The sequence below is a fragment of the Streptomyces sp. NPDC093544 genome, assembly GCF_040683495.1.
GTDB lineage: Bacteria > Actinomycetota > Actinomycetes > Streptomycetales > Streptomycetaceae > Streptomyces.
In genome coordinates, this window is sequence record NZ_JBFBEA010000001.1 from 245,067 (window position 1) to 258,641 (window position 13,575).

General features: G+C 70.9%; 10 protein-coding genes. 8 read left to right on the plus strand and 2 right to left on the minus strand.

Features of this window, described 5'->3' with window-relative positions:
- Positions 1-13: 13 nt before the first annotated feature.
- Positions 14-418 (plus strand): peptide-methionine (R)-S-oxide reductase MsrB, encoded by a 405-nt coding sequence (gene msrB, locus AB0N66_RS00940; protein WP_365426535.1) that lies wholly within the window; start codon positions 14-16, stop codon positions 416-418.
- 62 nt (positions 419-480) lie between these two features.
- Here msrB and AB0N66_RS00945 read toward each other — a convergent pair whose 3' ends face one another.
- A complete protein-coding gene (locus AB0N66_RS00945; protein ID WP_365426538.1) occupies positions 481-1,527 on the minus strand; it encodes a lysylphosphatidylglycerol synthase transmembrane domain-containing protein in 1,047 nt (348 codons plus the stop codon).
- 389 nt (positions 1,528-1,916) lie between these two features.
- Between AB0N66_RS00945 and AB0N66_RS00950 the strand changes: the two genes are divergently transcribed.
- The 3 genes from AB0N66_RS00950 (at position 1,917) to AB0N66_RS00960 (ending at position 5,891) form a co-directional block, all read left to right on the plus strand.
- A complete protein-coding gene (locus AB0N66_RS00950; protein WP_365426541.1) occupies positions 1,917-3,218 on the plus strand; it encodes a DUF3533 domain-containing protein in 1,302 nt (433 codons plus the stop codon).
- A 167-nt stretch (positions 3,219-3,385) separates the two neighbouring features.
- Entirely contained in the window at positions 3,386-4,399 is a 1,014-nt protein-coding gene (locus AB0N66_RS00955; RefSeq protein ID WP_365426544.1) for an alpha/beta hydrolase, read from the plus strand.
- 76 nt (positions 4,400-4,475) lie between these two features.
- Complete coding sequence (locus AB0N66_RS00960) at positions 4,476-5,891, plus strand: helix-turn-helix domain-containing protein (protein WP_365426547.1); 1,416 nt, start codon at positions 4,476-4,478, stop codon at positions 5,889-5,891.
- On the opposite strand, the gene AB0N66_RS00965 is transcribed toward AB0N66_RS00960, so the two are convergent.
- Positions 5,869-6,801, minus strand: coding sequence for a lytic polysaccharide monooxygenase (locus AB0N66_RS00965; protein WP_365426550.1), 933 nt, complete (start codon positions 6,799-6,801; stop codon positions 5,869-5,871). The two genes, AB0N66_RS00960 and AB0N66_RS00965, sit on opposite strands and share 23 nt — an antisense overlap.
- Before the next feature lie 339 nt (positions 6,802-7,140).
- Here AB0N66_RS00965 and AB0N66_RS00970 point away from each other — a divergent pair, with 339 nt between their 5' ends.
- From AB0N66_RS00970 to AB0N66_RS00985, 4 genes are all read left to right on the plus strand, one after another.
- Positions 7,141-9,081, plus strand: a complete 1,941-nt coding sequence (locus AB0N66_RS00970) for a S8 family serine peptidase (protein ID WP_365426553.1) — start codon at positions 7,141-7,143, stop codon at positions 9,079-9,081.
- 124 nt (positions 9,082-9,205) lie between these two features.
- The gene (locus tag AB0N66_RS00975) at positions 9,206-10,369 is read left to right on the plus strand and encodes a damage-control phosphatase ARMT1 family protein (protein WP_365426556.1); all 1,164 of its coding nucleotides are present in this window, start codon (positions 9,206-9,208) and stop codon (positions 10,367-10,369) included.
- Positions 10,370-10,520: 151 nt separating this feature from the next.
- Positions 10,521-12,704, plus strand: coding sequence for a germacradienol/geosmin synthase Cyc2 (cyc2, locus tag AB0N66_RS00980; protein WP_365426559.1), 2,184 nt, complete (start codon positions 10,521-10,523; stop codon positions 12,702-12,704).
- A gap of 192 nt (positions 12,705-12,896) precedes the next feature.
- Positions 12,897-13,499: a PDZ domain-containing protein gene (locus AB0N66_RS00985; protein WP_365426562.1), complete on the plus strand. Its 603-nt coding sequence runs from the start codon at positions 12,897-12,899 to the stop codon at positions 13,497-13,499.
- The last annotated feature ends 76 nt before the right edge of the window (positions 13,500-13,575 follow it).

Below are 13,575 nucleotides of genomic sequence, written 5' to 3' on the forward strand. Positions count from 1 at the left end.
GGGGTTGAGCATCATGTCGTACGACATCGAGAAGCCGGACGAGCAGTGGCGCGCGGAGCTGACCCCGGCCGAGTACAAGGTGCTGCGCAAGGCGGGCACCGAGCCGGCGTTCACCGGTGAGTACACCGACACCAAGACGACGGGCGTCTACTCCTGTCGTGCCTGCGGTGCCGAACTCTTCACCTCCGGCGAGAAATTCGAGTCGCACTGCGGATGGCCGTCCTTCTTCGATCCGAAGGACACCGACGCGGTCGAGCTGATCTCGGACCGCTCGCTCGGGATGGTGCGGACCGAGGTGCGGTGTGCGCGGTGCGGGTCGCACCTCGGGCATGTGTTCGAGGGTGAGGGGTATGCGACTCCGACCGATCAGCGGTACTGCATCAACTCCATCTCGCTGCGGCTGACGTCTGAGGACTGACGTCTGAGGACTGGAGTCTGAGGACTGGCGTACGGAGATTGGTGTACGAGGGCCGGTGGCTCTTACAGCACCTTTCGCCGTATCAGCGCCGAGAGCACGATCGCGCCCGGGAGCAGGGGCAGCCAGACGGTCAGGACGCGGTAGCCGATGACACTCGCGGTGGCGATTGTCATCGGTGCGCCGAACACGACGAGGGCGATCACCAGCGCCGCGTCCACCGGACCTATGCCGCCCGGGGCGGGTACGGCCCCGGCCACCGCGCTGGCCGCGAGGTACGCGAAGACCACATGCGGCCAGGGCAGCGGCAGGCCGAGCGAGGCACCGACCGAGACGAGCACGCCCGCCTGGAACAGGGGGAAGACGGTCGCCCCGCCCCACAGAGCGAGTACCCGGCTGGGCCGGGTGTGCAGGAGTCGCGCGTCCGTGAGAGCGGTGCGGACGAACCCGAACAGCGGGCGACGCAACCGGCGTACGACCGTCAGAACCAGGGCCGTCGCGGCGAGGCCGACGAACGCGCTCGCGGCGACCAGCAGCAACGTCTCTTCGTCCGGGACGAGTTGGCCGATACGCAGTGTGCCTGGGAAGGCGACGAGGAACGCGAGGATCAGTGCCATCTTCGCGATCGGTTTGACCAGCGAGTACAGGGCGAGCGAGGCGGTGGCCCGGGCGAGGGAGATGCCCCGGCCCTGGAGGAAGCGCAGGGTGACGGCGTGAGCGCCGATCCCGGCCGGCAGCACCTGGTTGGCGGCGCCGGCGGCGAACTGCGAGGCGAATAGCTGCCCCAGCGGAAGCCTCTCTGGGATGGCCCCCTGCCGGGTCACGGAGGCGCCCACCCAGCACAGGCAGGTGAACGCCACCCCGGCCAGTAGCCACCAGGGGTCGGCGGCGGCCAGCCGTGTGGCGCCGTCGTGCACCACACGCCAGTCGACCGCGGCCCACCCGCCGATCAGCAGCAGCGGGACCAGGCTGAGCGCCAGGCGGAGATGGCGGGTGGAGGAGGAAGGGGAAGGGCTAGGGCACGGGGAGGAAGGGGAGGGGCTGGGGCACGGGGAGGGTGAGAGCGTCAGGGTGAGCGGCCCTGGCAACTCGTCGATCCGGATCTGGGACACGGCGCACGTCGTCCTTCCGCGTCGCGTCCCGCGCGATCGCGGGTCGGACGGATACAAGGCGAGGCAAGAGGGGACGCGGGGAGCGTTCCCCTTCCGCGTGACCACAGGGTGTCCGGGAACCGAAGCGCCGTCGGAGGATGGGCGACGCGGGCACCCTGACCTGCTCGGTCGGATCGGTTCTGGACCCGGCGTCCAGTGGTCGGTATCTGGCTATTTATTCGCCGTGCGGTCATTTTCTCCGCCGTACGGTGGCGCGATCGCGATCGCGACCGTCATGGCGTCACGGGCCGTGATCGCGTACCGCTCGCCGCGCGGCATTGTCACCCTGGGTAGAAGAATGGTCACGATTACGGCTGGTCGTATCAACCCAGGTCCACCCAGGGAGAGCCATGGCCGACGACAGCGAGCACCGCGAGGACCGTACACAGACGTCGGCCCCCGCGTTGGCGCGGGCCGTGAAGCTGCTGCGTCGTCCCAAGCTGTGGCTGATGCCCACCGTTCTGACCGGGCTGCTCGCCCTGCTGCTGTCTCTGCTCTACATGGGCGGGATCGTCAATCCCAACCGTGCCCTGCACGACCTGCCCATCGGCATCGTCAACGCGGACCGGGGCGAGCCGCTGCCCGGTCAGCAGGAGAACCTGGGGACGCAGATCACCCGGTCCGTCACCTCCGGCGCCTCCGACACGGTCGACTGGCGCCGGCTCACCGCCGCGCAGGCGCGGGACCAGCTGGCCTCCGCGAAGATCTATGGCGCCCTGGTCATCCCCGCCGACTTCACCGGCTCGGTCGCCGCGCTCACCACCACGAACGCAAAGGCCCGACCGGCGATCACCGTGCTGACCAATCCCGGCATGGGCAGCTTCGGGTCCTCGCTGGCCAGCAAGATCACCCAACAGGCCGCCCAGCAGACCTCCTTGACCATCGGCAGACAGCTGACGGCAGCCCCCGCCGCCGCGAAGGCCGGCTCCACCGAGCGTCTGCTGCTTGCCGACCCGGTCACCGTCACCACCGAGGTCGGCCACCCCATCGGCGCGAACAGCGGCCTCGGCCTGACCGCGTTCTACTACACCCTGCTGCTCGTGCTGGCCGGCTTCATGGGCGCCAACATCATCGGCACCGGCGTCGACAGCGCCCTCGGCTACGCCGACACCGAGATCGGCCCCTGGCACACCCGTCGCCCGACCGTGCCCATCAGCCGTACCCAGACGCTGCTGCTGAAGATGGCCATGACCGCCGGGATCACCGTGCTCACCACGACCTTGATCATGGTCGCCACCGTCGCGATCCTCGGCATGGACGCCTCCCACCTGCCCCTGCTGTGGATCTACTCCTACTGCGCCAGTTTCGCGGTCGGGCTCGGCGTCCAGGCCATCAACGCCGCGTTCGGCGGGATCGGCCAGCTCGTGGCCATGTTCGTGTTCATCGTCCTGGGCCTGCCGTCCTCCGGAGCCACCGTGCCGCTGCAGGCCGTTCCGGGCTTCTACCGCTTTCTGTCCATCTTCGAGCCCATGCGCCAACTCAGCGAAGGCGTCCGCGCCATCCTCTTCTTCGACGCGCGCGCCGACGCCGGCCTCACCCGCGCCTGGCTGTGGATCGTGATCGGTGTCGCCCTCGCGCTGCTCTTCGGCTTCGCGATGACCCGCTACTACGACCGCAAGGGCCTGCAACGCCTGACTCCGCAGCCGGCCTGAAGCCGCGGCCGGGTGGTTGCCACGGCTTGCGGGCGGGGGAAACCACGGGACGGCGCCCCGCCGTTCGGCGGGGGATTCCAGCCGAACGGCGCGTACATGGGTGTGCGCCCGCGGGGCACCATGAACGCACTGGTCACACCGTGCTGACCAGAACGCGAGGAGCCGCCATGACCGTCGAGCCGACGCCCGCCACTCCACCGGCACACACCGGTCCTGTTCGTCCGCCGCCGCCCTTCGACCCGGAGCTGGCCGCCGCTCTGGAACTGGTCGCGGAGTTCCTGCCGACCACCTTCACACTGGAGGCGATTCCTCAGCTGCGGGAGGGCGCGAGCCCCATGCGGCCCTCGGACGAGGACCTGCGGCGCGGCGGCGCCTTCGAGGTCGAGGAGCGGTCGGTGCCGGGGCCCGAGGGAGACCCGGACATCTCGCTGCTGATCTGCCGGCCGGCCGGGGTGAGCGCGCCGTTGCCTGCCGTGTACTACATCCACGGCGGCGGCATGGTCGTCGGTGACAACCGGATGGGCGTGCCCGAAGCGCTCGGCTGGGCCGCGGAGCTGGGGCTCGTGGTGGTGTCGGTGGAGTACCGGCTCGCGCCCGAGCACCCGCACCCGGCACCGGTCGAGGACTGCTACGCGGGCCTGGTGTGGACGGCCAAGAACGCCGACCAGCTGGGGATCGACCCCGAGCGCGTCATCGTCGCCGGAGGCAGCGCGGGCGGCGGTCTCGCCGCAGCCCTCGCCCTGCTGGCCCGGGACCGCGGCGGGCCGGAACTGATCGGCCAGGTGCTGATGTGCCCGATGCTGGACGACCGCAACGAGTCGGTGTCCGCCCACCAGATGGCCGGGCTCGGCCTCTGGGACCGTACGGCCAACGCGATGGGGTGGGGTGCGCTGCTCGGGGAGGCGAGCGGCGGGCCCGACGTCTCGCCGTACGCGGCCCCGGCCCGGGCCACCGACCTGTCCGGGCTGCCCCCGGCCTATATCGATGTCGGCTCGGCGGAGACCTTCCGCGAGGAGGACGTCGCGTACGCCACGCGCCTGTGGGAGGCCGGCGGTCGCGCTGAGCTCCATGTGTGGCCCGGCGGCTTCCACGGCTTCGAGGCGTTCGCCCCGCAGGCTCAGTTGTCCCAGGACAGCCGGGCCGCCAAACTGCGCTGGCTGCGCCGGCTCCTCGGCGCCTGAGCGGTCGGTCATTGCCCTGCGTTCCCTGCGCTCCCAGCGCTTGGCAGGGCGGGCCGGCGGTCGCAGGATGGTGAGCGTGAGAGAGCTGGCAGGGCGGCTCGCGGAGCTCGACCCAGATGCGGGCGCCGCGCTACAGGTCATCGCCTACTTCGACCGTCTGATGGAGGGCCGGGTCGGTCTGGAGGCGCTGGTACGCGGCGCCGCCGTACTGTCCGGCTATCCCGCCCGACTGGTCGACGAGCGGCGCGGCGTCCGGATCCGGGTCGAACCGGACGGACGGCGCGAGGACTCCGGAGGGCCGGTGGATCCGGCGTGGCCGTGGGCGCCGCTCGACGCCTCCGAGGTGGGCGGTCGGCTGCGGGGGCGAATGGGTACGCCGGGGGCCGCTTCGGGCTCGGTGCCGCCGGGGATACCGGAGGCCGCGTCGGGCTCGGTGTCGCTGGGCACCGCGGGCGTGGTCGGGCAAGGGGTCCCGCCTGACCAGCCCGACGCCGTCCCTGCGCAGGTGCCGCTCGACGCCTCCGACGTGGCCCGGCCGCGGGAGCGCGTGGGCACTCGGGACGCCGCCCCGGACTCGGCATCGCTTGACACCCCCCACGCCGCCCCGCTCCGGGCGCAGCTCGACACTTCCGGCGCCGCCCGGCAGTCGGCCCCGCCGGTCACCGTCGGCTCCCCGGCGACGGTCACCCACGTGGATGTGGCGGTTCCGGACATCGCAGCCGCCCTGTGGCTGGAGCTTCCCGGTCCGCCTGACGGCGTACGCGCGATGATCCTGGAGCGGGCTGCGGGTGCTGTACGGGCGGTCCTGGAGCGGACGCGTGGGTGGGCGCCGCCAGCCGCGCCCGCCCCCGATCCCGCGCTGGTCGAGGTGGTCCTCGACGCTTCCGCACCGGATGCCACGCGTACGCATGCCGCAGCCCAACTGGGGCTGAAGCGGGGGCAGTCGGTGCGCGCGGTGGCGCTGCAAGGGGGCGGCGCGGAGATCGTGCCGGCCGGGCGGCACGGGATCGAGGCGCGGCGGGCCGGTGTCGGGCCGGCCGTGGAACCGGCCGAGCTTCCGCGGTCGTGGGCCGGCGCGCGGACCGCACTCCGGCTCACCGCCGAGGGCACGGTGCACGACCCCGGGCCCCGCACGGTGTACGCCGACGAGCTCGGCGGTCTGGCACTGCTCGCGGCGGCGGTGGGCCCGGACACCCCGCCGATCCCCGACGAACTCGCCGTGGACCGCGCCCTCGCGGAGGTCTCCTGGGCGGCCGCGACACTTCACGCGGTGGCCTCCGCGCCGAGCCTGCGCGCGGCGGCCACCGAGCTGACGGTGCATCACTCGACGCTCCAGGAACGCCTCGTACAGGTCGAGCACATCCTCGGCTGGGACGTGCACTCCCCGCAGGGCCGCCTGCGGCTGCAACTGGCGCTCGCGGTACGGAAGTTGCGGCGAACGGGAACGGCAGGTCCAGCCGTCGAGGGGCTCAGCGGCGACGCCAGACAGTGAAGCCGATGCCCGCGGCGAGGAGGAGCGCCGCCGCTCCGCCCGCGACCAGGGGGAGCCCGCTGTTGCCTCCGGAATTGCTGTCGGCGACGGGGGTGAGGTCGTCGGGAGCTGTCTCCTGGGCCGGTGAAGGGCTCGTCTGCGTGGGGGTGGGCGTCTGCTCGGCCGGAGAAGTCGTCTTCGGTGGTGCCGACGTCTTCGGCGTGGTGGGCGAAGGTGTCTGCCGGGCAGGAGCGGAGGCCGCCGGTGTGGCAGCCCCGGCTCCTCCGGCCTTCTTTGCCGGGAAGACCACGTCCGAGCACGAGTAATACGTGTCCGAGGTACTGGAGTTCTGCCAGATCGTGTAGAGCATCTGGCGGCCGGTCCGGTTGGACGGCAGCGTGGCCTTGATGCGGTAGGCGCCGTTGACGAGAGCCGGGTCGGTGGCGGTGGCGAACGGCTGCGTGGGCAGGTCGGACCACTTCAGGGGCTGCTTCGGGTCGTAACCCGGCTTGGTCAGATACAGCTTGAAGGTCCCGGTGTGCGGGATCGTCGAGCTGTACATGAGGGTGAAGGACGCGCCGGGAGTCAGGGATGTCGAGGGCCAGTCGGCGCGGGCGAGGTCGAGGCCCTTGTATTCGGGGAGGCCTCCGCTGCAGAGCTGCCCGTCGGGGATCACCTCGCGGTCGTGGCCGTTGACGCCGGCGACCCGGAGGTTGTCCCAGGCCGTGAAGGGCGCGCCGTTCGCGGCGATCGCCGCCGCGCAGGCCGCCGTACGTGTGTTGCCCCCGCCCATGGGCGAGCACGCCGCCACCCTGCTGACCGGATCCGTCGGCGCGCCGTGTGCCTGGGCGGGTCCCGCGGCCAGGGCGGTGAGCAGCAGGGGCAGCCCCACGGCGACGGCGGCCGCGGTGGCGGTGCGGTGTGCGGTCATCGGTGGGTCTCCTCGGCGGGTCGGGAAAGCGGGTGAAGCGGTAGAGCGGTTGAAGCGGTCGAGAGAGTCAAGCGAGTGACGCGGGGAAGCAGGGGGAAAGCCGGTGCGGCCGCACCGCATCACTTGAGCGGCCGCACCGCACGGTGAAGTACGGGAAGCAGGCGCCCCGTGTTCAGATGCCCAACTCGGGTGAACCAGGGTGTTCCGGCCTAACTGCCCGCACCTGAGGGTTGGTTACCAGCCAGATCGAGGGTTTCCCCTGTATCCCTCTCACCTGCGGTTTGCCTATTGTTCGACCACAGCCACCCCACAGGAAACCCCTGATCAGGTCGCTTGCGCATGGCCGGCCACCGCGCCGCTTTCTGGTTCCGCACCCCCCGCCGCTTCGACGACGAAGCGAATCGACCGCTGCTCCGCCTCGCATCGCGCTGCCCGGAGCCGGCCCCGAAAGGCAAGCCCTTGCGTTCCTCGACCTTGACCTCGCCCTCGCGCTCCCGCGGAGTCAGACGGAAGCTGATATCCGTCGCCGCGATATCCGCCGCGCTGCTGGCCGGTACGACCACCTCGGTCGCCGTCGCGCAGACCCCCGCGGCCACCGTTGAGGCCACCCCCGCCGCGCAGGCCGTCGCCGCCCCCGCCGAGCGCCTGATCGTCGGCTACAAGTCCGGCGCCGCCGAGGCCAGGTCCAACACGGCCGCCGACGCCGATGCCCGGGCCAAGGGCGAGGAGGCGGGCGAGGACCTCGACTTCCAGCGCCGCCTCGGCACCGGCGCGGCCCTGGTCGACCTGGGCGCCGAGCTCAAGAAGGCGGACGTCGCCGACGTCATCGCGCGGTACCAGGCGGACCCGCAGGTCGCGTACGTCGTACCGGACCGTCTCAACAAGCCGCAGGCGGACCCGAACGACACCGAGTACAGCAAGCAGTGGGACCTGTTCGAGTCCACGGCGGGCATGAACGTCCCGGGGGCCTGGGCCACCTCCACCGGCAGCGGTGTGACGGTCGCCGTCATCGACACGGGTTACGTCACGCACTCCGACGTCGCCGGGAACATCGTCGCCGGCTACGACTTCATCTCCGACACCGCGGTCTCGGTCGACGGCGACGGGCGCGACAGCAACCCGGCCGACCCGGGCGACTGGTACGCGACCGACGAGTGCGGTACCGGCACCGGTTCAAGCAACTCCTCCTGGCACGGCACGCATGTCGCGGGCACCATCGCCGCCGTCACCAACAACGGCAAGGGCGTCGCGGGCATCGCCTACAACGCGAAGATCTCCCCGCTGCGCGTCCTCGGCAAGTGCGGCGGCTACGACTCCGACATCATCGACGCGATCACCTGGGCGTCCGGCGGCAGCGTCTCCGGCGTCCCCGCCAACGCCAACGTCGCCAAGGTCATCAACATGAGCCTCGGCGGCTCCGGTGCCTGCACCTCCGCCACCCAGACCGCCATCACCGCCGCCGTGAACCGCGGTACGACGGTCGTCGTGGCCGCCGGCAACGAGAACTCCAACACCTCGGGCTACTCCCCGTCGAGCTGCAGCAACGTCATCAACGTCGCCGCGACGAACCGCACCGGCGCCCGCGCCTCGTACTCCAACTACGGCACCCTCGTGGACATCGCGGCCCCCGGCGGCCAGACCAGCACCGGCACCGCGAACGGCATCCTCTCCACACTGAACTCCGGTACGAAGACGCCGTCCACGGAGTCGTACGCGTACTACCAGGGCACCAGCATGGCCACCCCGCACATCGCGGGTCTGGTCGCGCTGATGAAGTCGGCGAACTCCTCGCTGACCCCGGCCCAGATCGAGTCGGCCATCAAGACCAACGCCCGTGCCCTGCCCGGGGCTTGCACCGGAGGCTGCGGCGCCGGTCTGGCGGACGCGACCAAGACGGTGCAGGCGGTGAGCGGGTCCGGCGGCTCCACGGGGGGCACCACCTTCACCAGCACCTCGGCCGTCCCCATCCCGGACGCCGGGTCCGCCGTCGACTCGCCGATCACCGTCAGCGGCCGCACCGGCAACGCGCCCACCGCCCTTCAGGTCGGCGTCGACATCACCCACACCTACCGCGGTGACCTGGTGATCGACCTGGTCGCCCCGGACGGTTCGACCTACCGCCTGAAGGCCGCCAGCTCCTCGGACTCCGCGGACAACGTCAGCGCCACATACACGGTCAACGCCTCCACCGAGACCGCGAACGGCACCTGGAAACTCCGCGTCCAGGACACGGCGGCGCAGGACACGGGCACGATCAACAGCTGGAAGCTGACCTTCTGACGCCCACAGGGGTCATGCCGTACGGTGCCTCGCGGCACCCCGGGTTCCGGGGGGCCGCGAGGCCGTGGCACGCCGGATAGTGTGCCTGCCGAGGCCCTGCCCAGCCCCGGAGGAACGCACCGCCATGTCTGAAGCCCCCGCAACACCCGTGGTCCTGAGCAACGTGCCGGGTTCGCTCCCCTGGAGTGTGCTGGCCGAGCGGCATCCGGCGCTCGTCCGGAAGGTGCGGGACGCCTTTCCCTACGGGCCCGAGCAGCGTCGGGGGCTCGACGACCTGCTGAAGAACTGCACCGAGGGCGTCATCGAGCCGCTCGGTGCGGGGGCGGCGGACCGTGAGCGGTGGGAGACGTGGGGGCGGGAGTACTTCGGCCGGTCCTGGTTCGACGTGCCCTTCCTGTGGTCCGAGAGCTACTTCTACCGCCAACTCCTCGAAGCCGTCGGGTACTTCGCCGCCGGGCCTTGGAAGGGCATCGACCCCTTCCGCCCTTTCAAGCTCGCCGAGCTCGACACCTCGGAGGCGGACGAGGAACTCGCCGCGCTCGACGAACGCGCGCACCAGCCGGTCGAGGAGCAGGAGTTGGCGCTGCTGCACGGCTCGCTGTGGGGGAACCGCGCGGACCTCGGCTTCCGCCTGGCCTCCGCCGACGGTGAAACGGCCGGCGACTCACAACTCGTAGCTGATGACAGCGAGTCGCTGCGGTCGCTGTTCGCCGGCGGCACCCTCTGCGTGGTCGCGGACAACGCGGGCCGCGAACTCATCCCGGACCTGCTTCTCATCGACCACCTCCTGCTGCACCGCCGCGCCGGGCGGGCCGTCCTGCACGTGAAGCCGTACCCGTACTACGTCTCCGACGCCACGACCGCGGACGTGGTCGACGCGCTGCGCCACCTCACCGCGGCGAAGGGCGCGGCCGGTGAGTCCGGTCACCGCCTCTGGTCGGCGATGGCCGACGGCCGCCTCACGGTCCGGGCCCATCCCTTCTCCTGCGCACCCCTGCCGTACGCCGATATGCCGGATGACCTGCGCGAGGAGTTTGCCGGGGCGGACGTGACGATCATGAAGGGTGACCTGAACTACCGCCGCCTCATCGGCGACAGGCGCTGGCCCGCCACGACGCCCTTCGCGACCACCACCGCGTACTTCCCCGGCCCGGTCGCCGCCCTGCGCACGCTCAAGTCCGACGTGACCGTCGGCCTCGACGCCCGCACCGAGGCAGCACTCGACGCCGCCGAGGAACAGCGCTGGCGCACGAGCGGCACACACACGCTGATTCAGGTCAGGCGGTGAGACCGCCGAGCCTTCGGTCGAACGGGCGGTGGCGCGGGCTCCGCGCACGGCCTTCGCCGGTGTGGCGTACGTTCGCACGGTGATTCACGCGATGGTGTGATCATGTCCTGGCCCGTGGATGCCCCCGGAGGGCCATGGGTAGGGCCCGGCCATGACGCAGCCGTTCGAACTCCCGCACTTCTACATGCCGTATCCCGCGCGGCTGAACCCGCATCTCGACGAGGCACGGGCCCACTCGGTCGAGTGGGCCCGCGGAATGGGCATGCTGGAGGGCTCCGGCATCTGGGAGCAGTCCGACCTCGACGCGCACGACTACGGACTGCTCTGCGCGTACACGCACCCCGACTGCGACGGCCCGGCACTCTCGCTCATCACCGACTGGTACGTGTGGGTGTTCTTCTTCGACGACCACTTCCTGGAGATCTTCAAACGCAGTCAGGACCGCGACGGCGGCAAGGCCTACCTCGACCGGCTGCCGCTCTTCATGCCGCTGGATCTCTCAACTCCCGTACCGGAGCCGGAAAATCCCGTCGAAGCGGGGCTCGCCGACCTCTGGGCGCGCACGGTGCCCGCGATGTCCGTCGAGTGGCGCAGGCGGTTCGCGGTCTCCACCGAGCATCTGCTGAACGAGTCGCTGTGGGAGCTCTCCAACATCAACGAAGGGCGGGTCTCCAACCCCGTCGAGTACATCGAGATGCGCCGCAAGGTGGGCGGCGCCCCCTGGTCCGCGGGGCTCGTCGAGTACGCGACCCGTGAAGTGCCCACCGCGGTCGCCGAGGCGAGGCCGCTGCGGGTGCTGATGGAGACGTTCTCCGACGGGGTGCATCTGCGCAACGACCTCTTCTCGTACCAGCGGGAGGTCGAGGACGAGGGCGAGCTCAGCAACGGCGTCCTCGTCCTGGAGACCTTCTTCGGCTGCACGACCCAGGAGGCCGCCGAGATCGTCAACGACGTGCTCACCTCCCGGCTCCACCAGTTCGAGCACACGGCGTTCACCGAAGTGCCCGCGCTGGCCGTGGAGAACGGACTCACTCCGGACGAGGTCGTGGCGGTCGCCGCGTACACACAAGGGCTCCAGGACTGGCAGTCCGGCGGCCACGAGTGGCACATGCGGTCCAGCCGCTACATGAACGAGGGGGCCCTGTCGCAGGGCGAGCCCTTCGGCGCCGCCGGGTTCGGGACGTCCGCCGTCGACATCGGCGTGCTGCTCTCCGCGGCCGGGGCGGAGCGGCTGCGCTCGTACACCCATGTCCCGTTCCAGAAGGTCGGGCCCTCTCAACTCCCCGACTTCTACATGCCGTTCGAGCTGACGCTCAGCCCGCACCTGGAGGGGGCCAGGGACCGGCTCACCGGCTGGATGCACGACATGGGCATGCTCCAGGAGGGCGTCTGGGACGAGGACAAACTCCTCGCCTACGACCTGCCGTTGTGCGCGGCGGGCATCCACCCGGACGCGACGCCTCAGGCCCTCGACGTCAGCTCCCAGTGGCTGGCCTGGGGCACCTACGGCGACGACTACTACCCGCTCGTCTTCGGCAACCGCCGCGACCTGGCCACCGCCAAGCTGGTCACCGCGCGACTGTCGGCCTGCATGCCCATCGACGGCGAAGAGGTCCCCGTCCCGGTCAACGGGATGGAGCGCGGCCTCATCGACCTCTGGCAGCGCACCGCCGCGGACATGACCCCGGACGAGCGTCGCCAGTTCCGGGCCGCGGTCGACGTGATGACGGAGAGCTGGCTGTGGGAGCTGTCCAACCAGATCCAGCACCGCATCCCCGACCCGGTCGACTACCTGGAAATGCGCCGCGCCACCTTCGGCTCCGAACTCACCATGAGCCTGTGCCGCATCGGCCACGGCCGGAAGGTACCGCCGGAGGTCTACCGCAGCGGCCCCGTCCGGTCGCTGGAGAACGCCGCCATGGACTACGCGATGCTCCTGAACGACGTCTTCTCCTACCAGAAGGAGATCGAGTACGAGGGCGAGGTGCACAACGGCATCCTCGTCGTGCAGAACTTCTTCGGCTGCGACTACCCGACCGCGCTGAACGTCATCCACGACCTGATGACCCAGCGCATGCAGCAGTTCCAGTACGTCGCCACCCATGAACTGCCCATCCTGTACGAGGACTTCAAGCTCTCGGAGGAGGTGCGCGGGATCATGCAGAGCTATGTCGTGGAGCTGCAGAACTGGCTCGCCGGCATCCTGAAGTGGCACCAGGACTGCCACCGCTACGGCGCCGCGGACCTGGCCCGCCGCGCCCACGGCTTCCTTCCGGACCAGGCGTCCGCGCTCCCGTTCAACTGGTCGGGGACCCCGGTAGCCGCGTCGGTCTGACGCTCACCCGTGCCGCCTCGGAGAGCTCCGCGAATTCCGCGCGCATCTCCGGGGCGGTTTCGGTTGTCTCGGCGAGACCGCCCTCCTCTCGAACGCGCTTGGCAGTCTCACTCGTTCGTGGATCGTCGGGTGCCTGGGCGCCGGGTAGCAACACCCGGGGGCGATCCACAGAGCAGCTGCCGGAGGCGATCCATGGAACAGACCGCGTTGCGTCCCAAGCCGATGCCCGGTCAGGAGCCGGGCGGTGGCCGTCCGGCCGGCGGCAACCGGCGTCCGCACGCCGCGCGGCGACGCGGCAAGCGGCTGATGACTCTCCTCTTCGGCCTCTTCGTGGGGACCGTCCTGGTGCTGTCGGGCGTCGGACTCGGCACGGTGGGCGCCACCGTGATCGGGATGAGCAAGCTGGCGGATCTGCAGAAGCAGGCGGCCGCGGCCCCACCTCCGACCGGGTCCAAGGCGGCTCCGGGCGGCGTGAGCTCAGCCCCGGCCAAGGAACCGGAGGAACAACCGGAGAAGAAGGAGTCCGTGCGGGCGACGCTCGCCGTCGAGGCCGTCGACGTCCCCGAGGGCACGGGCGCACTCGTCGTCGGTGTCCATGTCCCCGGGCCGGGTTACACGGCGGGCCTGGTCCGCGGTGACGTACTGCTCGCCTTCGGCGAGACCCGTATCGACCGGGCCGCCGACCTGGCACGGGCGGTCGCCGCCGCGAAGCCCGGAACCTCCGTCACCCTCACCGTGCGGCACGCCAACGGCAACGAACAGCAGCTGTCCACGACCCCAGGGGTGGTGACCTGATCGGGAAACCCGGTCGCCCGGCTCGCGCCCGTCCCGTCGGAGGGGCAGGATGCTGCCCGTAGCCCCCTGGGGAACC